Source organism: Mitsuaria sp. 7 (genome assembly GCF_001653795.1).
Taxonomy (GTDB): domain Bacteria; phylum Pseudomonadota; class Gammaproteobacteria; order Burkholderiales; family Burkholderiaceae_C; genus Roseateles.
The window spans coordinates 123,720-144,301 of record NZ_CP011514.1 but is presented as its reverse complement, the minus strand read 5'-3'; the positions used below and the strand labels follow the sequence as shown (position 1 = coordinate 144,301).

The 20,582-nt window shown below is 68.1% G+C and carries 19 protein-coding genes, 3 tRNA genes and 1 pseudogene; 5 read left to right on the top strand and 18 right to left on the bottom strand.

Translation table 11 applies throughout. The features are described from left to right. Window positions 1–278: 278 nt before the first annotated feature. From apbC to tolB, 8 genes are all read right to left on the bottom strand, one after another. On the bottom strand, window positions 279–1,373 hold the full coding sequence (gene apbC, locus ABE85_RS00645; protein ID WP_067269162.1) for an iron-sulfur cluster carrier protein ApbC: 1,095 nt from the start codon (window positions 1,371–1,373) through the stop codon (window positions 279–281). Between the two features lie 177 nt (window positions 1,374–1,550). Then, window positions 1,551–1,626: transfer RNA gene (locus ABE85_RS00640), tRNA-Lys, on the bottom strand. A gap of 174 nt (window positions 1,627–1,800) precedes the next feature. Continuing rightward, window positions 1,801–1,876 (bottom strand) — tRNA-Lys (locus ABE85_RS00635). Between the two features lie 48 nt (window positions 1,877–1,924). Then, window positions 1,925–2,000: transfer RNA gene (locus ABE85_RS00630), tRNA-Lys, on the bottom strand. 100 nt (window positions 2,001–2,100) lie between these two features. Beyond that, on the bottom strand, window positions 2,101–2,913 hold the full coding sequence (locus ABE85_RS00625; RefSeq protein ID WP_067269160.1) for a ThiF family adenylyltransferase: 813 nt from the start codon (window positions 2,911–2,913) through the stop codon (window positions 2,101–2,103). Window positions 2,914–2,946: 33 nt separating this feature from the next. Further along, window positions 2,947–3,756, bottom strand: coding sequence for a tol-pal system protein YbgF (gene ybgF, locus ABE85_RS00620; RefSeq protein WP_082938183.1), 810 nt, complete (start codon window positions 3,754–3,756; stop codon window positions 2,947–2,949). Window positions 3,757–3,765: 9 nt separating this feature from the next. After that, on the bottom strand, window positions 3,766–4,299 hold the full coding sequence (pal, locus tag ABE85_RS00615) for a peptidoglycan-associated lipoprotein Pal (RefSeq protein ID WP_067269158.1): 534 nt from the start codon (window positions 4,297–4,299) through the stop codon (window positions 3,766–3,768). A 274-nt stretch (window positions 4,300–4,573) separates the two neighbouring features. Next, window positions 4,574–5,899 (bottom strand): Tol-Pal system beta propeller repeat protein TolB, encoded by a 1,326-nt coding sequence (gene tolB / locus ABE85_RS00610; protein ID WP_067269157.1) that lies wholly within the window; start codon window positions 5,897–5,899, stop codon window positions 4,574–4,576. Between the two features lie 249 nt (window positions 5,900–6,148). Here tolB and ABE85_RS00605 point away from each other — a divergent pair, with 249 nt between their 5' ends. Further along, window positions 6,149–6,994, top strand: a complete 846-nt coding sequence (locus tag ABE85_RS00605) for a tripartite tricarboxylate transporter substrate-binding protein (RefSeq protein WP_067269155.1) — start codon at window positions 6,149–6,151, stop codon at window positions 6,992–6,994. Beyond that, on the top strand, window positions 6,991–7,590 hold the full coding sequence (locus tag ABE85_RS00600; RefSeq protein ID WP_067269154.1) for a hypothetical protein: 600 nt from the start codon (window positions 6,991–6,993) through the stop codon (window positions 7,588–7,590). Before ABE85_RS00605 ends, ABE85_RS00600 begins: the two co-directional genes overlap by 4 nt. On the opposite strand, the gene rng is transcribed toward ABE85_RS00600, so the two are convergent. From rng to ABE85_RS00555, 9 genes are all read right to left on the bottom strand, one after another. Continuing rightward, window positions 7,569–9,062: a ribonuclease G gene (rng, locus tag ABE85_RS00595; protein WP_067269152.1), complete on the bottom strand. Its 1,494-nt coding sequence runs from the start codon at window positions 9,060–9,062 to the stop codon at window positions 7,569–7,571. The genes ABE85_RS00600 and rng overlap by 22 nt on opposite strands. Window positions 9,063–9,176: 114 nt before the next feature. Then, window positions 9,177–9,785: a nucleoside triphosphate pyrophosphatase gene (locus ABE85_RS00590; RefSeq protein WP_067269150.1), complete on the bottom strand. Its 609-nt coding sequence runs from the start codon at window positions 9,783–9,785 to the stop codon at window positions 9,177–9,179. Between the two features lie 7 nt (window positions 9,786–9,792). Continuing rightward, window positions 9,793–10,263: a 23S rRNA (pseudouridine(1915)-N(3))-methyltransferase RlmH gene (gene rlmH / locus ABE85_RS00585; protein WP_067269148.1), complete on the bottom strand. Its 471-nt coding sequence runs from the start codon at window positions 10,261–10,263 to the stop codon at window positions 9,793–9,795. 4 nt (window positions 10,264–10,267) lie between these two features. After that, window positions 10,268–11,194, bottom strand: a complete 927-nt coding sequence (gene rsfS, locus ABE85_RS00580; RefSeq protein WP_067269146.1) for a ribosome silencing factor — start codon at window positions 11,192–11,194, stop codon at window positions 10,268–10,270. Beyond that, window positions 11,195–11,815, bottom strand: coding sequence for a nicotinate (nicotinamide) nucleotide adenylyltransferase (gene nadD, locus ABE85_RS00575; RefSeq protein WP_067269144.1), 621 nt, complete (start codon window positions 11,813–11,815; stop codon window positions 11,195–11,197). It lies immediately after the preceding gene. Beyond that, window positions 11,816–12,751, bottom strand: coding sequence for an oxygen-dependent coproporphyrinogen oxidase (gene hemF, locus ABE85_RS00570; protein ID WP_067269142.1), 936 nt, complete (start codon window positions 12,749–12,751; stop codon window positions 11,816–11,818). It lies immediately after the preceding gene. Further along, a complete protein-coding gene (locus ABE85_RS00565) occupies window positions 12,748–13,389 on the bottom strand; it encodes a 1-acyl-sn-glycerol-3-phosphate acyltransferase (protein ID WP_197507158.1) in 642 nt (213 codons plus the stop codon). The genes hemF and ABE85_RS00565 overlap by 4 nt, the downstream gene beginning before the upstream one ends. Window positions 13,390–13,429: 40 nt before the next feature. Next, complete coding sequence (gene purD / locus ABE85_RS00560) at window positions 13,430–14,713, bottom strand: phosphoribosylamine--glycine ligase (protein WP_067269139.1); 1,284 nt, start codon at window positions 14,711–14,713, stop codon at window positions 13,430–13,432. Then, entirely contained in the window at window positions 14,710–15,435 is a 726-nt protein-coding gene (locus tag ABE85_RS00555; RefSeq protein ID WP_067269136.1) for a YebC/PmpR family DNA-binding transcriptional regulator, read from the bottom strand. The genes purD and ABE85_RS00555 overlap by 4 nt, the downstream gene beginning before the upstream one ends. Window positions 15,436–15,540: 105 nt before the next feature. Here ABE85_RS00555 and ABE85_RS00550 point away from each other — a divergent pair, with 105 nt between their 5' ends. Then, window positions 15,541–17,169, top strand: coding sequence for a helicase HerA-like domain-containing protein (locus ABE85_RS00550; protein WP_067269134.1), 1,629 nt, complete (start codon window positions 15,541–15,543; stop codon window positions 17,167–17,169). Window positions 17,170–17,532: 363 nt separating this feature from the next. Here the strand turns inward: ABE85_RS00550 and ABE85_RS00545 are convergent. Continuing rightward, window positions 17,533–18,571: pseudogene (locus ABE85_RS00545) on the bottom strand (IS110 family transposase). A gap of 276 nt (window positions 18,572–18,847) precedes the next feature. On the opposite strand from ABE85_RS00545, the gene ABE85_RS00540 reads away from it, so the two are divergent. Together ABE85_RS00540 and ABE85_RS00535 are read left to right on the top strand one after the other, a co-directional pair. Further along, the gene (locus tag ABE85_RS00540) at window positions 18,848–19,366 is read left to right on the top strand and encodes a DUF6622 family protein (RefSeq protein WP_067269132.1); all 519 of its coding nucleotides are present in this window, start codon (window positions 18,848–18,850) and stop codon (window positions 19,364–19,366) included. 22 nt (window positions 19,367–19,388) lie between these two features. Next, window positions 19,389–20,582: a sensor histidine kinase gene (locus ABE85_RS00535; protein ID WP_082938181.1), complete on the top strand. Its 1,194-nt coding sequence runs from the start codon at window positions 19,389–19,391 to the stop codon at window positions 20,580–20,582.

The following is a 20,582-nucleotide window of genomic DNA, read 5'->3' as shown; positions in this document are numbered from 1 at the left end:
AATGAGGACTCACCCGCTCACGAGAGGAAGAACCGCAGGGCGCACCAGGCTTGACGGCGGCTTTTACGACGGCGAGTCGTTGTGCGGTGCAGCGCACGGAGCCTGCCGTCTCGCGGGGTTGAATGGGGATCGACCGCGCGTTCCGCCGCGCGGACCGGTGCCCCTCTCCGCTCAATCTCCTCCTCGCCGCTCGGAATTCGCTCCAAGGGGCACCGGCCCGCGCGGCTCCCGTTGCAGTGCAGCACTGCGTCGAAAGGACGGCGGCGTGCAAGAGGGGGTCAGGTGTTTTTCGAGATGGTGATCGTCGGGAATTTCGACGAGTAGTCCTTGGCCTGACCAGCGAGCTTCACGGCGATCTTGCGGGCGATCTGCTTGTAGGCCTGCGCATGCACACCATCGGGCTCGGCCACCACTGTCGGCTTGCCGCTGTCGGCCTGCTCGCGGATCGACAGGGCCAGCGGCAGCGAGCCGAGCAGTTCCTGGCTGTACTGGTCCGCCATGCGCTGGCCGCCGCCGCTGCCGAAGATGTGCTCGGCATGGCCGCAGTGGCTGCAGATGTGGATGGCCATGTTCTCGACGATGCCCAGGATAGGCACGCCGACCTTCTCGAACATCTTCAGGCCCTTCTTCGCATCGATCAGGGCGATGTCCTGCGGCGTCGTCACGATCACCGAGCCGCTCACCGGCACACGCTGCGACAAGGTCAGCTGGATGTCGCCGGTGCCCGGCGGCATGTCGATCACCAGGTAGTCCAGGTCGCGCCAGCGCGTCTGGCGCAGCAGCTGTTCCAGCGCCTGCGTCGCCATCGGGCCGCGCCAGACCATCGCCTGGTCGTCCTCGACCAGGAAACCGATCGACATCAGTTGCAGGCCGTGCGATTCCAGCGGCTCCATCGTCTGGCCGTCGGTGCTCTCCGGACGGCCGCTGATGCCCAGCATCAAGGGCAGGCTGGGACCGTAGATGTCGGCATCGAGCAGACCGACCGTCGCGCCTTCCGCGGAGAGCGCCAGCGCCAGGTTGGCCGCCGTCGTGCTCTTGCCGACGCCGCCCTTGCCGGACGCGACCGCGATGATGTTCTTCACCCCGGGCAGAAGCTGCACGCCACGCTGGACAGCATGCGCGGTGATCTTCGTCGTCACGCCGACGCTGACGTTGCCGACACCGGGCACCGACCGCGCGGCTTCGACCAGCGCCGCGCGCAGCGCGTCGATCTGGCTCGCGGCCGGGTAGCCCAGTTCGATCTCGAAGCTGACCGCGTCGCCCTGCACCTTCAACTGGCGGAGTTGCTTCGTGGAGACGAAGTCGCGACCGGTGTTGGGGTCGACGACCTGTTGCAGGGCCTGCAGCAGCGTGGTTTCTTGGATCTGGGACATGTCGGGGGAGGCAGGTGGCGGTCTGAGGAAACTGGCGGTCAGTCTAGCCGAGCAGACAAACCCCGATATCGGCGGGCGTTTGAAGTCGTGGACCCGGTGGGCATCCGTCGAGAAACCGTCGAATTTGTGCGCGCCAATGACAAAAGGGGTTGCAGCACTGCTGCAACCCCTTTTATTTGGTGGGCCCTGAAGGATTCGAACCTTCGACCAACGGATTAAGAGTCCGCTGCTCTACCAACTGAGCTAAGAGCCCGAAATTCTTTTCGTCTCGCAAGTTTCTGCTGAAACTTGCGAAGCCGAGATTATGTCAGATATTTTGATCTCGTCACGCCAGATCCCCTCTGACATCGTTTCGTCGTCCGTGAATCGCACGCTGATCGTTGCCGATCACTGCGTTCTTCACTCCGACGATCCGACAAGGATCGGTTGGTGGGCCCTGAAGGATTCGAACCTTCGACCAACGGATTAAGAGTCCGCTGCTCTACCAACTGAGCTAAGAGCCCCCGAGAAATTCAACTGCCAGTCATTCCACTGACAACCATCTGAAGCGATGGTGGGTCGTGCAGGATTCGAACCTGCGACCAACGGATTAAAAGTCCGCTGCTCTACCGACTGAGCTAACGACCCGAAGCCTGCACGCCTAAGCCTGCTTCACGCAATGAAGGCCAAGTTGCCTTGACCTCCGCTGCATCGCTTCGAGGTGTTTGCCCCTCAGCAGAGCCTCGCATTATAGGACGGTTTTTTGAGGTCGCGCAAGCGCCTTCAGATACCGTTTCACCAGCTCCGCCGCGCCGACCATGCCGAAGCCGGCGGTCACCGCCACGCTCGATCCATAGCCGTGGCAATTCAGGTTGCCATCCAGGTCGCAGGCATCGACGCCTTCCGGCCGGGTGACCGGTTCCCGCGAGAACACGCAGGTCACGCCCATCGCGCCCTGGCGCGGTGCGGCGTGGAACTTGCGCAGCCGCTGGCGCAGGTTGGCCAGCAGCGGATCATGGGTGGTTTCGGAGAGGTCGAGGATCTCGACGTCCTGCGGACGGTGCTTGCCGCCGGCGGCGCCGATGCAGATCTGGGGGAGCTTGAGCGCCCTCGCCCACGCGGCGATCTGCGCCTTCGCGCGGACCTGGTCGCAGGCGTCGACGATGCCGTCGACCTGCACGTCGCCCAGCAGCGAGGGCCAGTTCTTGTCATCGACGAAGTCCTCGATGGTGACGACTTCGCAGCCCGGGTGGATGTCGGCGATGCGCTGCTTGAGCGCTTCCGCCTTGGCCATGCCCAGCGTGCTGCCGAGCGCCTGCACCTGGCGGTTGATGTTGGATTCGGCGACGTGGTCGAGGTCGACCAGCACCAGCCGCGCGACGCCCATGCGCGCCAGCGCTTCGACGACCCAGGAGCCGACGCCGCCCAGTCCGACGACGCAGAAACGCGCCGCGCGCAGACGCGCGTAGTCGCGCTCGCCATGCAGACGACGCAGACCGCCGAAGCGGCGCTCCGCGTCCGCTTCCAGATCGAGGGGGCCGTGCCCGGTCTCCAGACTCAAGATCGTTGCGCGCCGCAGCGCGTCCTCAGCAGATCAACGCAGTCCGGCCGCGCGTTCCTTGGCGGCCTTCGCGGCCTCGCTGCCGGGATAGGCCTTCTGCAGGTCTTCCAGCGTCTTGCGGGCGCTCTTGGTGTCCTTGAGCTCGATCTGGCAGTTGGCGATCGCCAGCAGGCTCTCGGCCGCGCGCGGGTGGTCCGGGTTCGCGGCGACGAAGGCCTTGAAGGTCGCGATCGCGCCCTTGTAGTCGCGCTTGCCGTATTGCGCGTTGCCCAGCCAGAAGCGCACCGAGTCGGAGAAACCGCTCGCCGGGAAACGCGTCAGGAAGGACGTGAAGGCGGAGGTCGCCTCATTGAAGTCGCCGCGGCGGATCAGGCCCATCGCGGCATCGAACTGGCGCTTCTCTTCCGGATCGGCCTGGAATTCCTTGCCGTCCAGCGACACCTTCTGCGGCTCCAGCGGGCGCAGCCGGTTGTCGAGCGTGGCCGACTGGTCGGTCACCTTGCGCTGGGTGTCGGACAGGTCGCGCGCCAGCTGTTCGTTCTGGCCGCGCATCTTGGCCAGGTCCGATTTCAGCGCCTCGATCTGTCCGGACAGGTCCAGCAGACCGCGTCGCGCGGTCTCGAGCTGGCCCTGCAGTTCCGTGACACGGGCACGCTGCGCCTCATCGTTCTGCTGCATCTTGGTCCGCAGGTCGAGGATGGCCTTGCGGGCCTCGTCGTCCTCGAACAGCGCCGCCCGCGCGGGGCCGGCGGCGCTCAGGGCCAGCAGCACGCCGATCAGCGCGGCCTTGGCCGCCGGGATCGCCGTGAAGGAAAGGGAACGAGGGAATCGCAGCATGCTCATGTCACCGGATCACTTGTCGCGCAGTTCGACGCGACGGTTCTTGGCCCACGCCTCTTCGTTGTGGCCGGTGTCGGCCGGACGTTCCTTGCCGAAGCTCACCGCCTCGACCTGGCCCGTGGACACGCCCAGCAGCGTCAGCGACTTGGCGACGGCTTCGGCACGCTTCTGGCCCAGGGCCAGGTTGTACTCGCGGCCGCCGCGCTCGTCGGCGTGGCCTTCCAGGCTCAGCTGCAGCGCCTTCTTGTTGTTCAGGCGCTTGGCGTGGTTCTCGACCAGGCTGCGGTACTCGTCCTTGACGACGAAGCTGTCGAAGTCGAAGAACACGACGCGCTGGTTGGACACGGCGGCGTCCAGCTGGGCGCCCAGGTCGACGGTCTCGACCTTGCGTTGCGCGTTGGCGTTCGGGTCGACCTGCGGGCCGCTCGGGGTCGTCGCGACCGGGGTCTTGTTCTCGACCGGGGCCGGTTCATCCAGCTTGGTGGAGCTGCAGGCGGACAGGGCTGCGGCGGCCACCAGGCCAAGCATCAGTTTTTCGAATTTCATGGGCATACGCTCCTAGAGGTCAAGCGGGCGGGAGTTACGGTCTGGACATGGCGGTGGACAGCGCCGCCGGTGAAGCCGCGGGGAACAGCAATTGTGAATCATCGGCTAACACATCCGTGGGGCACGCATGCCCGCGCGGAAGGCTGGCCGACGCGTCGCGATCACGCCTCGCACGGGATGGGCGAAGCGCGACGCCAACGTAGGCAATCCATGTGCCCGACGTTGCGAAAGCTTTCAGTTTCTCGAACGGAGACAGGGTCGGCATCTGCAGCGCTCAGTTGCCATAAGGACCCCATGCGGGTTCCCGGATGTCCGAGACCCCCGGCGTGGCCAGCTTGGCCTTGACCTTGCCGTCCAGCGTCGTGGTCATGAGGACGTCGCGGCCGCCGGCACGCGTGGCGTAGACGATCAGCTTGCCGTTGGGGGCGAAGCTGGGGCTCTCGTCCTCGGTGGTGTCGGTGATCTGCTGGACCTGGCCGCCGCCGAGGTCCATCACGCACAGCTTGAAGGTGCCGCCGCCCACCCGCGTGATGTAGGCCATCGTGCGCCCGTCGGGGCTGATGGACGGGCTGATGTTGTAGTTGCCGCTGAAGGTGACGCGCTCGGCGTTGCCGCCGCCGGCCGGCATGCGGTAGATCTGCGGCGCGCCGCCGCGGTCGCTGACGAAGTAGATCTGCGCGCCGTCGGGCGAGAAGGTCGCCTCGGTGTCGATGGCGGAGGTCTGCGTCAGGCGCCTGGCGCCCGAGCCGTCCTTGTTGATCAGGTAGAGCTGCGAGCCGCCTTCGCGCGACAGCGTGACCACCAGCTGCTGGCCGTTCGGCGAGTACGACGGCGCGCTGTTGGTGCCGCGGAAGTCCGCGACCTTGCGGCGCTTGCCGGTGCGCAGGTCCTGGATCCAGACCACGGCCTTGCGCGACTCGAAGCTGACGTAGGCGACCTCGTTGCCGTCGGGTGACCAGGCCGGCGAGATGATGGCCTCGGGGCTGTTGAGCACGGTCTGCTCGCCCTCGCCGTCCGCGTCGGCGACGCGCAGCGAATACCGCGGGCCGGCCTTGTTCACGTAGACCAGGCGCGTGGCGAAGACGCCGCGCTCGCCGGTGAGCTTCTGGTAGATCGTGTCGGCGATCTTGTGCGCCGCCAGGCGCAGGTCGCCGGCGACGACGGGGATGCTCTCGCTGCCCAGGTCCGAGCCCTTGACGACGTCCCAGAGCCGGTAGCGCACGTCGAAGCGGCCATCGGCCAGACGCGTCGCGGAACCGGCCGACAGCGCGTCGGCGGCGCGCGCGCGCCAGTCGACGAACTGGGGTTGGGAGGTCTCGCTCATGCCGGTCTGGCCGGGCACGATGCTGAACTGGCCGCTGCGCTCCAGGTCGGCGCGGATGATCGCCGCCAGCGGCTGGCCGGTGGCCGATTCGTTGTTGAAGTCGCTGATCGCGATCGGCAACCGGGTGGCGCCGACGCCGGCGATCTCGACCCGGAACTGCGCGAGTGCCGGCATCGCCAACCCGGCGGCCATGCCGCCAAGCAGTCCACGGCGCGTCAACGCGCTGATGCCGGCAGGAAGAAGAGCGGAGGAGGTGGCAATCGTCTTGGTGCTCATCGGCTTGCGGAACGAATGGAGGCCTGATTGTGCCCGAGGCCTGGACAGGTGTTTCGGATCGGCGAGGTTACAAAGGGCAAGCCCATGGGCAAGCAGCGCGCCACCCCACATGAACAAGTCGGTCGATGACCCGAACCAGTTGATTTCAACGGCGTTCTCCATCAGTTGCGGTCATGGCGCCGGGTCCGCCCTTTTCCCAGAATCACTGCTTTCGCCCGCGAGCCCCGTCGCGGCCCCCGAAAGGAAGTCATGTCCCCGCCGCCCCTCCCCCATCGCCCGCCCTCGTGGTCCTCCTTCGCAGGCCGCCTGCGTCTGTCCCGCGTGGGCGACACCGTCCGACCGTGGCTGATCGCCACCGTGTGGCTGGTGTGCGCCGGGCTCTTCAAGGCCGCGCTGGCACAGACGCCGGACGCCGCCACGGACACCCGCGAGGGGTCGTTGACGCTGGTGATCCCCTTCAGCGCCGGCAGCGGCCCGGACCACGTCGCGCGGACGATGGCGCGGGTCTGGACCGAGCGCTCGGGTCAGGCGGTCGAGGTGCGCAACCTCCCGGACCGCCAGGGTTATCTCGCTGCGCGCCAGGTGGCGACAGCGCGACCCGACGGGCAGGTCCTGCTGCTGACCAGCAGCCCCCTGCTGGAACGCCCCGCGCGCCTGGTCGACGATCCGTTCCAGCCCCCGACCGCGTCGGTGGAGGACTTCACCCCGATCGCCCGCGTCGGCCAGCTCCCGTTCGTCACCGTGTTTCCGCCGGGCATGTTCGGACGTTGGCTGACGCCCCTGTCGACCCCCTTGCCGGCACCCTCGACGGCGGCCCCGTCCCCCGCCAGCGCCCTCCGCGCCGCGATGCCCGATCCCCGTTTCGTGTCCGGCGCGGCACTGGCCGATCCGCCGGATCGCGCGGACTTCGACGCCCTCGATACACGCGACGTGGCGGCCTGGAACGCGCTGCTCGCCCCGCGACTGCCCGACGGACTCGCGGCCCGGCTGCGCGCGGACTGGGGTCAGGTCATGTCCGACCCCCGTGTGCGGCTCGCGCTCGCGCAGAGCGGCACGGAACTGTGGGAACGGATCCCCCAGGAGGCCTTGCGATGACCGGCAGTTCCTTCAAGCACGTCGTCGCGGCGACGGCGCACTTCCACCGTCTGGTCCGCGCCCGGCTGGTGATCGAGGACGGCCTCGCCCATGCGCAGACGCAGATCCTGGGCGCCGCACGGCTGGCCGGTCTGCTGATGTTCCGCAGCTTCCGCGTCGACATCGCGGCGCTCTCGCCGGGCATGCGCCTGGCCTCGGAAGAGGCCGAGCTCCACGGCGCCCGGCTGCGCGAGGTGCTGATGGCAACCTTGCAGCAACTCGGTCACGCCCTCCATCTCGACGATGTGGACCATCGCGGCGCGAGCGCCTCGCTGTCGCAGCTCGCGTTCATCGACGTGCACGAGCGCCTCACCCTGCCCGTGCTGGCGTATCTGGAGCGCTCGCCGATGGGCGTGCGCGATGCCGCGGTGGCCGCGGCCACCGCAACGGCCGGCCTGATCCACGACCATGCGCCGGCGATGCCCGCGCACCAGGCCACGGCGCTCGCGCTGCACGGCTTCGAAGAAGGCCTGACGACGGTGCCCTGGCCCCTGGCGTCGACCTGCGCCGCGATCTTCGGCCAGCCCTCCTGCGCCTACATCAGCACGATGTCGTAGTGCTCGGTCTGGTTCGTCGGCTCGGCGGTCAGCGAGATCGGCTTGCCGATGAAATCGGACAGCCCGGCCAGGTGCTGGTTCTCCTCGTCGAGCAGCATCTCGACGACGTTGGCGGCCGCGACCACGCGGAATTCCTTCGGATTGAACTGCCTCGACTCACGCAGGATCTCCCGCAGGATCTCGTAGCAGATGCTGCGCGCGGTCTTGACCTGGCCGCGGGCCTCGCAGGTCGGGCACGGCTCGCAGAGCATGCGGGCCAGCGACTCGCGCGTGCGCTTGCGCGTCAGCTCCACCAGCCCCAGCTGCGTGAAACCGCCGATGGTGACCTTGGTGCGGTCACGGCTGAGTTGCTTGCGGAACTCCTGCAGCACCGCGGTCTTGTGTTCCTCGCGGGTCATGTCGATGAAGTCGACGATGATGATCCCGCCCAGGTTGCGCAAGCGCAGCTGGCGCGCGATGGCGCCGGCCGCCTCCAGGTTGGTCTTGAAGATCGTGTCGTCGAAGTTGCGGGCGCCCACGAAACCGCCGGTGTTGACGTCGATGGTCGTCATCGCCTCGGTCTGGTCGATGATCAGGTAGCCGCCCGACTTCAGGTCCACGCGCCGCGCCAGCGCGCGGGCGATCTCGGCGTCGATGTTGTTCAGGTCGAAGATCGGACGCTCGCCCCGGTACAGCTCCAGCTTGGCGGTCGCCGTCGGCATGTAGGTCTCGCCGAACTCGCGCACCACGTCGTACTGCAGCTTGGCGTCGATCCGGATCGAGTTGGTCCGGTCGCTGGCCAGGTCACGCAGCACGCGCTCGACCAGGCTGAGGTCCTGGAACAGCAGGCTGCCGGGCGGCAGGGTCAGGGACTTCTCGCGGATCGAGTTCCAGGTCTTGCGCAGGTAGCCGATGTCGGCGCCGATTTCCTCGTCGCTCGCTTCCTCGGCATTGGTCCGCAGGATGAAGCCGCCCGTGTTGCCGTCATTGACGCCCGCCGACACCAGCGTCTGCATGCGCGTGCGCAGCGCGTCTCTCGCCTCGGGTGAACCGATCTTCTGCGAGATGCCGATGTGGTTGTCCTGCGGCAGGTGCACGAGCAGACGCCCGGCGATCGAGATCTGCGTCGACAGCCGCGCGCCCTTGGTGCCGATGGGGTCCTTGATGACCTGCACGGTCAGGGCCTGGCCCTCGTAGACCTGGCGCTCGATCGGGACGGCCTGGGCGGATTCCCCGTGCGGGCCGTGATGGCCGCGGGGGTTCACGCCGTTCAGGTGCAGGTCGGCGACGTGCAGGAAGGCCGCCCGCTCCAGTCCGATGTCGATGAACGCGGACTGCATGCCCGGCAGCACCCGCGCGACCTTGCCGAGATAGACGTTGCCGACGAGGCCCCGCTCCAGCGTCCGTTCGATGTGCAGTTCCTGCACGGACCCGTTCTCGACCACAGCCACCCGCGTCTCCTGCGGGGTCCAGTTGATCAGGATGTCTTCCATGTTCTTGTACTCCAGCGTTCTCGTCAGCCTCGGGGCTGGCGGCAACGCTCGAGTCGCCTTCCGGAAAGCTTTGTCGGTCCAGGGTCCGCTGCTGCTCCGCTTTCCCGTCCGTGGTCAGACGGGGAAACCGGCCTCCCGCAACAGCTCCGCCGTTTCAAACAACGGCAGGCCCATGATGCCCGAATAACTGCCGGCGATGTGTTCGATCCAGGCGGCCGCCTGACTTTGTATCGCGTAAGCGCCGGCCTTGCCCATGGGTTCACCCGAGGCCACGTAGGCGCGCAGGCGCCGGTCGCCGATCTCGGCGAAACGCACCAGCGACACGCTCACGGCGCTCAGCACGCGGCCGTCCGGGGTGCCGACGGCGACGGCCGTCAGCACGCGGTGTTCGCGACCGGACAGGCTGGCGAGGATGTCGGACGCATGCGCCGCGTCGTCGGGCTTGCCGAGGATGCGGTCGCCCAGGGCCACCGTCGTGTCGGCGCAGAGCACCGGCGCGGGCGGGAGGCCGCGACGTTCGCGGCGCTGCAGCGCAGCATCGAGCTTGGCGACGGTGACGCGGCGCACGTAGTCGTCGGGCGACTCGCCGGCGATCACGGCTTCCAGCGCCTCGGCGTCCTCGTCGGCGCCGGGCAGCAGCAGTTCATGACGAACGCCGATCTGCTCCAGCAACTGTCGCCGACGCGGGCTCTGCGAGGCGAGGTACAGGAAATCTGCGGACATCGTCAGTTCATTCGCGGTGGTACGGGTGGCCTTCCATGACCGACCAGGCCCGGTAGAGGCCTTCGGCCAGCAGCACGCGCACGAAGGCGTGCGGCAGGGTCAGGTCGGACAGGCGCAGCTTCTCGTCGGCACTGGACTTGATGCTGTCATCGAGCCCGTCCGGGCCGCCGATGAAGATCGCGACGTCGCGCCCGTCGCCGCGCCAGAACTCGAGCCGCTGCGCGAGCTGCTTCGAGGTGACGCGATCGCCGCGCTCGTCGAGCACGACGCGCCGGGCGCCCTTCGGGCAGGCGGCGTCGAGGCGCAGGGCCTCGGCCGCCATCAGCTGCTCGGTCGACTTGCCGGTGGTGCGCGGTTCCGCCTTCACCGCCTTGAGCTCCAGCCGCATCTCGGGCGGGAAGCGCTTGGCGAAATCCTCATAGGCCTCATCGGCCCAGGCCGGCATCTTCTGCCCGACCGCGCACAACACCAGGCGCACGGGGTCAGGCCTTGGGCTTGGACTTCGTGCCGGTCTTCACCGTGGTCTTCTTGGCGGCCGGCTTGGACACCGGCTTGGCCGCCGGCTTGGCTGCTGGCTTTCTCGCCGCGGCCTTGACCGCCGGCTTGGCGGCGGCGACCTTCGGCGACACCTTCTTCGTCGCCGGCTTCTTGCTGCCGACCTTCACCGTCTCGACCGGCGCCTGGGTGGCGGCGGGCTTGCGGGTGGTCTTGGCGGCAGGCTTCGCGGTGGCGGCCGTCGTCTTGATGCTCGTCTTCTTCGCAGCAGGCTTGCCGGCCGGCTTGGCGGACTTGGCCGCAGGCTTCGTCGGCGAAGCCTTCGCTGCCGACTTCGCGGCGGCGGACTTCGTGCCGGTCGCGCGCGACGGCGCCTTCTTCGACGCGGCACCGATCGCCTCGCCGTCGACGGACTTGACCTTGGACTTCTTGTCGGACTTTTCAGCCTTCTCGGCCTTCTTGTCCGCCTTCTTGTCCGTGGCCTTGTCAGACTTCTTGGCGGACTTCTTCGCCTTGGGCGCGTCCTCGTCGTCCATCGGCTCGGAGGCCTTCACCAGCTTGGTGCCGCTGTCGCCCAGCTTGAGCTTCACCGGCTTGCCGCCCCAGATCTCTTCGAGGTGGTAGTACTGGCGGATCGCCGGCTGCATCAGGTGGACCACGGCGGCGCCGCAGTCGACGATGATCCATTCGCCGTTGTCCTCGCCCTCGGTGCGCATGACCTGCATGCCGCGCTTCTTGACCGTCTCGCGCACGCTGGAGGCCAGCGCCTTGGTCTGCCGGTTGCTCGTGCCCGAGGCGATGATCACGCGCTCGAACAGCGGCGACAGGCGCTCGGTGTCGAAGACCAGGATGTCCTGGCCCTTCACGTCCTCGAGACCATCGACGATGGCACGTTCCAGTTTCTTGATGTCCATTCAGTTCTCACTGTAGAGACGGTGCCGGGAAATATAACCCGCCACCTCTTCGCCCACCACGGGCCCTACGTCAGCGCCCTCGGCCGCCAGTCGGCGGGCCTCGGTGGATGACCATTCCAGCGCCGGCATCGTCAGCCGGACCAGCCGATGCGGCCGCTCCAGCAGCGCCGCCGGCGCCTGTACCTTGTCCTGCGCGCGGGCCGCGACTGCCAGCCCCATGCGCTCGACCAGTTCCTCCCAGCCGTTCCAGCTCGGGAAGCCGGCCAACTGGTCCTGCCCGAGGATCAGCCAGAGCGCGTCGTGAGGACGCTCCTGCTGATACTCGCGCACCGAGTCGAGCGTGTAGCTCGGCCCGGCGCGTTTCATCTCGCGATCGTCGAGGACGAAGCGGGGATCCCCGCCCTTCCCCGTGATCGTCAACCGCACCATCTCGGCGCGGTCCGCGGCGTCCGCCATCTGGCGACCCGCTTTCTGCCACGGCTGCCCGGCGACGATCCAGCGGACCTCGTCCAGCGCCAGCTGGTCAAGCGCCGCGTGCGCCAGCGCCAGATGCGCGCGGTGCACCGGATCGAAGGAGCCGCCGAACCAACCGACCTGCCGCACAGGGTTCAGAGGATTCATTCAGAACCACAGATGCGTTGGCACTTCATCCGCCCAATCGCGCGGGCGGAGGAAGTCGCTGTAGAGCTTGGCCTCGGGCGAGCCTGCCTCCGGCTGCCAGTCGTAGCGCCAGCGCGCGACCGGCGGCATCGACATCAGGATGGACTCGGTGCGCCCGCCCGACTGCAGCCCGAACAGCGTGCCGCGGTCGAAGACCAGGTTGAACTCGACGTAACGTCCGCGCCGGTATTCCTGGAAGTCGCGTTCGCGTTCACCGTAGGCCAGGCCGTGCCGACGATCGACGATCGGCTCGTAGGCGGGCAGGAACGCGTCGCCGACGGATTGGACCATGCCGAACGCGTTCTCGACGCCGCCCTCGGCGAAATCGTCGAAGAAGATGCCGCCGACGCCGCGCGGCTCGTTGCGGTGCTTCAGGTGGAAGTACTCGTCGCACCACTGCTTGAAGCGCGGATAGAGCGCCTCGCCGTGCGGCTCCAGCGCCGCGCGGCAGGTGCGGTGGAAGTGCTGCGCGTCGCGCTCGAAGCCGTAGTACGGCGTCAGGTCCATGCCGCCGCCGAACCACACGACCGGCTCGCGGTCGACCGGCAGCGCCGCGAACATGCGCACGTTCATGTGGACCGTGGGCACGAACGGGTTGTGCGGATGCATCACCAGCGACACGCCCATCGCCTCGAACGGCGCGCCGGCGAGTTCGGGCCGGTGCGCCGTCGCCGACGGGGGCAACACCCGGCCCCGCACGTGCGAGAAGTTGACGCCGCCGCGCTCGAACACGGCGCCGTTCTCGATCAGGCGCACCAGGCCGTCGCCTTCGAGGCGGCCGCCGGGCTCGCGCTGCCAGGCGTCGGTGATGAATGCCTGACCGTCCAGACGCTCCAGCGTCGTGACGATCCGCTGCTGCAGACCGAGCAGGTAATCGCGGACCAACTGCGTATTCATCGGGGATCTCCGTCCTTGGATTTCAACCGGATCGGTCCGGCGTTTTGCGGGTACTTGCCCTGGCGGCCCTGCAGCACCTCGGCGAACAGCGCGAAGTCCTGCGCCGGATCGCCGCTGACCTCGACGAAGTCGGTGAACAGCACGCGCTTCGTCGCGAAGTCGAACGACGCCAGCCCGACCGGCACGTCGGCCTGCACGGCGACGTGGTACGCGCCGGACTTCCAGTGGTCGGCGTAGCCGCGCGTGCCTTCGGGGGCGACGATCAGCCAGAAGGACTCGTCGCGCGCCTTGGCCGCGAGCATCTGCTGGACCGTGTCGGCGACCATGCCGTTGGCCGAGCGGCGGTTCACCGCCACGCCGCCGATGGACCGCATCCAGCGGCCGACGATGGCCGGCCTGAACAGGCTGTCCTTGGCCCAGAACTTCAGCTGGAAGCCGAGACTCCACTTCGTCAGCACGCCGATGGGGAAGTCCCAGTTCGACGTGTGCGGATAGACCATCACGACACCCTGCTTCCCCGGCAGGCCGTCGTTGTCGATGCGCCAGCCGAAAGCACCCAGCACGGCGCGCGCGAGCGCGCTGCCGCCGGGCATCGGCGTCAGCGCGCCGGTCCAGCGGCGAGGGGCGGAAGGGGCCACGGCAGGTCGAAGTTCAGGTCGGCGCTCGGGTCGGCGCGGATCAGCGCTTGATCGCGCGGTATCCGATGTCCTGGCGGTACTGCTTGCCGTCGAACTGGATCGATTGCGCGGTCTGGTAGGCCAGTTGCTGCGCATGGCGCACGGCCTCGCCCAGCGCGGTCACGCAGAGCACGCGGCCGCCGCTGGTCACGAGCTGGCCGTCGTCCTGCATCGTCGTGCCGGCATGGAAGACCATGGCCTCCTCGCCGTCCACGGGCAGGCCGGAGATCGCATCGCCCTTGCGCGGCGACAGCGGGTAACCGCCCGCGGCCATCACGACGCCCAGCGCCGCGCGGCGGTCCCACTGCAGCTCGACCTGGTCGAGCGTGCCGTCGGTCGCGTGCATCAGCACCTCGAACAGGTCGCTCTTCAGACGCATCATGATCGGCTGCGTCTCGGGGTCGCCCATGCGGGTGTTGAACTCGACGGTGCGCGGCTGGCCGTGCGCGTCGATCATCAGCCCGGCGTACAGGAAGCCGGTGAACGGGGCGCCGTCGCGGGCCATGCCCTGGATCGTCGGCATGATGATCTCGTGCATCGCCTTGGCGTGGACGTTGGGCGTCACGACCGGCGCGGGCGAGTACGCCCCCATGCCGCCGGTGTTCGGGCCCTGGTCGCCGTCGAGCAGGCGCTTGTGGTCCTGGCTGGTGGCCAGCGGCAGGACGTTCCTGCCGTCGCACAGCACGATGAAGCTGGCTTCCTCGCCTTCGAGGAACTGCTCGATGACGACGCGGGCGCCGCCCTCGTTGTGCACGACACCGAGCTTGTTGTCCGCGAGGATCCAGTCGATCGCCTCATGCGCCTCGGCCAGCGTCATCGCGACGACCACGCCCTTGCCCGCCGCCAGGCCGTCGGCCTTGATGACGATGGGCGCGCCCTGCGCGTCGACGTAGGCATGCGCCTGGGTCGCGTCGCTGAAGGTCTCGTAGGCGGCGGTCGGGATGCCGTGGCGCTTCATGAACTCCTTGGCGAAGGCCTTGGAGCTCTCCAGCTGCGCGGCCGCCTTGGTCGGTCCGAAGATGCGCAGGCCGCGGGCGCGGAACTCGTCGACGACGCCGGCGGCCAGGAAGGCCTCCGGACCGACGACCGTCAGCGTGATCTTCTGTTCGACCGCGAAGTCGGCCAGCGCCTTAACGTCGGTGATCGGCACGTTCTTCAGCAGCGGGTCGCGCGCGGTGCCGCCGTTGCCGGGGGCCACGAAGACCTGCGTGACGCGTTCGCCCTGCGCCAGCCGCCAAGCCAGCGCGTGTTCACGGCCACCATTGCCAAGGACCAGGACCTTCATTCGGACAGGCTCGCGTTGTTGTAGACGTCCTGGACGTCGTCCAGGTCTTCGATCACATCCAGCAGCTTCTGCATGCGGGCGGCATCTTCGCCGGCCAGCTCGATGGTGTTCTCGGCGCGCATCGTGACTTCGGCGATCTCGGCCTTCAGGCCGGCCGCTTCGAGCGCGTTCTTGACGGCTTCGTAGTCGGCGGGCGAGGTCAGCACCTCGATGGCGCCGTCGTCGTCGGTCAGGACGTCCTCGGCGCCGGCTTCCAGCGCGACTTCCATGACCTTGTCTTCCGAGGTGCCCGGCGCGAACACCAGTTGGCCGCAATGCTTGAACTGGAAGGCCACCGAGCCTTCGGTGCCCAGGTTGCCGCCGTACTTGCTGAAGGCGTGACGGACTTCGGCGACCGTGCGGACGCGGTTGTCGGTCATGCAGTCCACGATGATCGCGGCGCCGCCGATGCCGTAGCCCTCGTAGCGGATTTCCTCGTAGGTCACGCCGTCGAGGTTGCCGGTGGCCTTGTCGACGTTGCGCTTGATGTTGTCGGCCGGCATGTTGGCGGCCTTGGCCTTCTCGATCGCGAGGCGCAGGCGCGGATTCATCGCGATGTCGGCGCCGCCGGCGCGCGCGGACACGATGATTTCACGCGTCAGACGGGTCCAGACCTTGCCGCGCTTCTCGTCCTGGCGGCCCTTGCGGTGCTGGATGTTCGCCCATTTGGAATGCCCTGCCATGTCCTCGTTCTCCTGTGACGCGGCGCGGTGGAAATTCTCCGGGCCGGCGCTGTGGTTGCTTCGTTAGACTGCGATTTTAGCTTTTTTGCCTCTGGAGAATTCCGCATGGCCGACCCGATCCTGCTGGCCCGCCACGGCGACATCGAGTGCCAGCTCTTGCCTGCGCTGGCCAACCGCCACGGTCTGATCACCGGCGCCACCGGCACCGGCAAGACGATCAGTCTGCAGAAACTGGCCGAATCGTTCAGCCAGATGGGCGTCCCGGTCTTCATGGCGGACGTCAAGGGCGACCTGACCGGCATCTCGCAGGCCGGCGCGCCGTCGGCCAAACTGCTGGCGGTGCTGAAGGAGCGCGGATTCGAACCGCCGGTCGCCATCGCCTGCCCGACGACGCTCTGGGACGTGTTCGGGGAACAGGGCCATCCGGTGCGCGCGACGGTCTCCGACATGGGGCCGCTGCTGCTGTCGCGGATGCTGGGCCTGAACGAGACCCAGGGCGGCGTGCTCCAGATGGTGTTCAAGATCGCCGACGACCACGGCCTGGCGCTGCTGGACCTGAAGGACCTGCGCGCGATGCTGCAGCACGTGGGCGACAACGCCAGTGAGTTCACGACAGAGTACGGCAACGTCTCGGCGGCCAGCGTCGGCGCGATCCAGCGCGGGCTGCTGCAGATCGAGGCGCAGGGCGGCGACAAGTTCTTCGGCGAGCCGATGCTCGACATCCACGACTTCATGCAGACGTCGGATGGCCTGGGCGTGATCAACATCCTGGCGGCGGACAAGCTGATGGCCGCGCCGCGGCTGTACGCGACCTTCCTGCTGTGGATGCTGTCGGAGCTGTTCGAGGCGCTGCCCGAGGTGGGCGATCTGGACAAGCCCAAGCTGGTGTTCTTCTTCGACGAGGCGCACCTGCTGTTCAAGGACGCGCCGGCGGCGCTGGTGGAGCGCATCGAGCTCGTGGTCCGGCTGGTGCGCTCCAAGGGCGTGGGCGTCTATTTCGTGACGCAGAACCCGCTGGACATCCCGGACACGGTGCTGGGCCAGCTCGGCAACCGGGTGCAGCACGCGCTGCGCGCGTTCACGCCGCGCGACCAGAAGGCGGTCAAGGCGGCGGCGGACACCATGCGTCCGAAGCCGGGGCTGGACATCGCGATGGCGATCACCGAGCTGGGCGTCGGCGAGGCGCTGATCAGCCTGCTCGACGAGAAGGGCCGGCCGGCGATCACCGAGCGGGTGTTCGTGCTCCCGCCGGGCAGCCAGATCGGACCGATCACGCCGGAGCAGCGCAAGGCGCTGATCGCTGGCTCGCTGGTGGCCGGCGTCTACGAGAAACACATCGACCGCGAGTCGGCCTATGAGAAGCTGACCGGCCGGGCGTCCACGACGGCCGATGCGGCGCCGCAGCCGTCGCAAGCGGGTTCGCCGCGCGGCGGTGCCGGGGCTGGGTCGATGGCCGATGAGGCAGACCAGGCCTTCCGTCGCGCGCCGACGACGGGCAGGGGCAGTGCGCCCGCCCCCGCGCCGGCACAGGACGACGGTGGCGGCCTGCTCGGCGGGCTGAAGGACGTGCTGTTCGGCAGCACCGGACCCCGAGGCGGGCGTCACGAGGGGCTGGCGGAGACTGCAGCCAAGTCGGCGCTGCGCAGCATCGGATCGTCGGTCGGTCGGGAGATCGTCCGCGGCGTGCTGGGCAGCCTGCTGGGCGGCGGCGGGTCGACCAAGCGTCGGCGCTGAGGCTGCCGCGTCTGCGAGGGACCGCCCACCTGCAATGGCCAGGGCGTTGGCCGCCAGGTCGCAGGGCCTTGGACGCAAGGTCCAAATCTATGGTCACCCCCGTTTTTGCAAGAGCTGTTTGCAGAGATCGGTGTGAAGAAGGCTTGCGTGAATCTATCCGGCGTCTGGATGGGGAGGTTGTTCCCCGCGCCACGATGAGAGTCGCGCCTGGCAGTCCTTAAAAACCCTGCGGCTTCGATAGCCAACGGACCTTTCTGGTTGTCTGCCAGGCCGAGTGGGCCGTTCACGTCATCACTGCTGCAGCAGTCGCAAAACCTGTTGGGTGTTCCTGATCTGGGTTGAAGGCAAGCCAGGTGCTTGGGTTCAAGCAGCTGCTGGCTCTGGACGTAGCTTGGCCGGTTCGTAGACCGCGTGGTGTCGTGCCAATGCCCAGGCCATGCGCGCGAGCTTGTTGGCCAGGGCACAGGCCACGATGTTGGAGTGGCGGCGCGTGAGCAGCGAGCGCACCCAGGCGGCCAGCGGGCTGGGGTACTTGTCCACCCGCTGCATGAAGGCCCGGGCGCACTGAACCAGCAAGCGTCTCAGGTTCTTGTCGCCTCGCTTGCTGATGCCCAGCAGCGTGGGTCTGCCGCCGGTGCTGTACTGCCGCGGCACCAGGCCCAGGGATGCCGCGAAGTCGCGGCTGCAGGCGAACTGGTGCCCATCACCCATCTCGGCGCACAACACGCTGGCGGTGATGGGGCCTACGCCCGGTAGCGTCATGAGCCTCTCGCCCAGGTCGTCTGCGTGGACATGGCGGCTGAGCAGCTTCTCGACCTCGGCGATCTGGCCATCGAGGTACTTGAAGGTGCGCATGCAGCCGCTCCAGCAACGAGATCAGCTGCGGAGGAAGATCCTCATGCTCGACCAGCAACGCTGGCAGTCGCCTGGCGGCGGCCAGGCCAGTCGGCAGGCTGACACCGAACTCCAGCAGGAACCCGTGCATCTGGTTGGTCGCCTTGGTGCGATCGTGGACCAGCGACTCGCGCAGGCGATGCAGCATTGACAGCGTCTGCTGGGCTTCGGTCCTCGGCTGCACAAAGCGCATCGTCGGCCGCGACGCGGCCTCGCAGATCGCCTCGGCATCGATGAAGTCGTTCTTGTTGCCCTTCACGAAGGGGCGCACGTACTGAGGTGAAATCAGTTTGACCTCGTGGCCCATGGCGACGAGCTTGCGCGCCAGGTAGTGCGCGCCGGCGCAGGCCTCCATCACGGCCGTGCAGGAGTGGAACTTGGCGAAGAACTCGATGAGCTGCTTGCGGGTCAGCTTCTTGCGGAAGACCGCCAAGCCCTTGCGGTCCTGGCCGTGCAGGTGGAAGGAGTGCTTGCCCAGGTCGATGCCGACCATCGTTACAGAGTCCATGATGACCTCCGCCACAGAAGAAGAACACCCCGGCAACTTACGTCACCGGGGTGCTCTAGGCAAAAAGGAGATGGGGGTGACCATCTCATTAACCCTGCGACCTGCCGTCCCCAAACGGCGCCGTCCTGCCACGGTTTTGCGACCGAGGACTTCGGGTGGCGACGTACTGAGGCCGTTCGCGCCGGTTTTTGGCGCTTTGTCGCCCGGTGCTGGGCACGGGAACTCCGTTTCGAGACAGTCCGTCCATCGACAACGCACCGCCTCACGGAGCCCGCCATGCACCCCACCCCGCTTCAGATCCTGTCCCACATCCCCGGCTTCGTCTGGGCGATCCTGGCGATGATCACCTACTTCGGCATCAAGCAGAGCACCGCCACCGCCGTGCGCGCCAAGCGCCTGATCGTGCTGCCGGCACTGTGGCTGGTGTTCGGCGCCTGGGGCGTGGAGAAGAGCTTCGGCCTGGACGGCCTGCCGGGCCTGGCCTGGCTCGCCGGCATCGTCGCCGGCGTGCTGGTCCTGCGCGCCCTGCGCTGGCCCGGCAACGTGCGCTACGACGCCGTCAGCCGCCGCTTCCTCGTCCCCGGCAGCTGGGTGCCGATGGCGCTGATGATGGGCATCTTCGTGCTGAAGTTCGCCTCGGGCATGAGCCTGGCGCTGCACCCGGACTACGCCCACCACACCGTCTACGCGCTCAGCTTCAGCGCCGCCTTCGGCCTGTTCAGCGGCGCCTTCCTGGGCCGGGCCATCAACATCCTGTCGCACCGCCCCCAGACGCCCGACGCCGTCACGGCCTGAGCCTGCGCGACACTCCGCCCCCATGAGCCCCCTGCCCCTCTCCCCGCCCGTGCGCTGGATCCTCCGGCACGTGCTCATCGTGCTGACGCTGACGGTGGTGGTCTCCCTGTCGCTGGTGGCCATCTTCAACCAGCCCCTGCGCCCGACGCTGATCTACTGCTTCTTCATCTCGCTGTTCTGCGCCGCCAGCATCAACGTGCTGCGCTACGGGCTGGGCTGGATCCGCTGGCGGCTGCTGGACCGCTTCGGCCGCGCACCGGCCGAGCCCTTCGACTGGCCGGGCTGGCCGCTGATGGTGCTGTGCCTGCTGCTGGGCACCCTGATCGGCTACAGCCTGGGCGTGGAGGCCGGCAACATGGTGACCGGCCTGCAGGAGAAGAGCCTGCTCTCCAGCCCCCTGCGCCGCGTGTTCAGCGTGATGGTGATCGCGCTGATCCCCGGCTTCGGCGCGACGCTGTTCTTCCTGTCGCGCCACCGCATCGCGGCCGCCGAGGCGCGCGCCGAGACGCTGCGCCGCCAGGCCGCCGAGACGCAGCTGCGGCTGCTCGAATCGCAGCTGGAGCCGCACATGCTGTTCAACACGCTGGCCAACCTGCGGGTGCTGATCGGGATGGACGCGGAGCGGGCGCAGGCGATGCTGGACCACCTGATCGCCTTCCTGCGCGCGACGCTGTCGGCGTCCCGCGCCGAGCGCCATCCGCTGAAGGAGGAGTTCGCCCGCATCGCCGACTACCTGGCGCTGATGCAGGTCCGGATGGGGTCGCGGCTGCGCTTCCAGTTCGAACTGCCGGAGGCGCTGCGCGAGGTGCCCGTGCCGCCGCTGCTGCTGCAGCCGCTGGTGGAGAACGCCATCAAGCACGGCCTGGAGCCGCACGTAGTCGGCGGCACGCTGCGGGTGCGGGCGACCGAGGCCGAGGGTCAGTTGTTGCTGGACGTCGAGGACGACGGCGCGGGCTTCGACGCCGAGGCGGCGCGGTCGCCGGAGGGCGGCTTCGGCACGGTGCAGGTGCGGGACCGGCTGGCCGTCGCCTGCGGGCCGCAGGCGCGGCTGGAGCTCACCCGGCTGGACCTCTCGCGCCCGGCAGGCGGCGGCACGCGGGCGAGGATCCGCATGCCCCTGCCCGCGCCCGTGGCCATATCCGGAAATGCACTCGGGAATGCATCCAGAGATGCATCCGGATCAGCGTCCGGGTCCGGCCCCTGCGTCACTCGCTGA

Excerpts from the sequence above, each read along its gene's own strand:
- tolB (WP_067269157.1), bottom strand. The coding sequence starts at position 5,899 with ATGAGCACCAAGACGATTGCCACCTCCTCCGCTCTTCTTCCTGCCGGC.
- rng (WP_067269152.1), bottom strand. The coding sequence starts at position 9,062 with ATGGAAGACATCCTGATCAACTGGACCCCGCAGGAGACGCGGGTGGCT.
- apbC (WP_067269162.1), bottom strand. The coding sequence starts at position 1,373 with ATGTCCCAGATCCAAGAAACCACGCTGCTGCAGGCCCTGCAACAGGTC.
- ABE85_RS00535 (WP_082938181.1), top strand. The coding sequence starts at position 19,389 with ATGAGCCCCCTGCCCCTCTCCCCGCCCGTGCGCTGGATCCTCCGGCAC.
- ABE85_RS00540 (WP_067269132.1), top strand. The coding sequence starts at position 18,848 with ATGCACCCCACCCCGCTTCAGATCCTGTCCCACATCCCCGGCTTCGTC.
- purD (WP_067269139.1), bottom strand. The coding sequence starts at position 14,713 with ATGAAGGTCCTGGTCCTTGGCAATGGTGGCCGTGAACACGCGCTGGCT.
- ABE85_RS00590 (WP_067269150.1), bottom strand. The coding sequence starts at position 9,785 with ATGTCCGCAGATTTCCTGTACCTCGCCTCGCAGAGCCCGCGTCGGCGA.
- pal (WP_067269158.1), bottom strand. The coding sequence starts at position 4,299 with ATGAAATTCGAAAAACTGATGCTTGGCCTGGTGGCCGCCGCAGCCCTG.
- nadD (WP_067269144.1), bottom strand. The coding sequence starts at position 11,815 with ATGAATCCTCTGAACCCTGTGCGGCAGGTCGGTTGGTTCGGCGGCTCC.
- ABE85_RS00555 (WP_067269136.1), bottom strand. The coding sequence starts at position 15,435 with ATGGCAGGGCATTCCAAATGGGCGAACATCCAGCACCGCAAGGGCCGC.
- rsfS (WP_067269146.1), bottom strand. The coding sequence starts at position 11,194 with ATGGACATCAAGAAACTGGAACGTGCCATCGTCGATGGTCTCGAGGAC.
- ABE85_RS00605 (WP_067269155.1), top strand. The coding sequence starts at position 6,149 with ATGTCCCCGCCGCCCCTCCCCCATCGCCCGCCCTCGTGGTCCTCCTTC.
- ABE85_RS00600 (WP_067269154.1), top strand. The coding sequence starts at position 6,991 with ATGACCGGCAGTTCCTTCAAGCACGTCGTCGCGGCGACGGCGCACTTC.
- ybgF (WP_082938183.1), bottom strand. The coding sequence starts at position 3,756 with ATGAGCATGCTGCGATTCCCTCGTTCCCTTTCCTTCACGGCGATCCCG.
- ABE85_RS00550 (WP_067269134.1), top strand. The coding sequence starts at position 15,541 with ATGGCCGACCCGATCCTGCTGGCCCGCCACGGCGACATCGAGTGCCAG.
- hemF (WP_067269142.1), bottom strand. The coding sequence starts at position 12,751 with ATGAATACGCAGTTGGTCCGCGATTACCTGCTCGGTCTGCAGCAGCGG.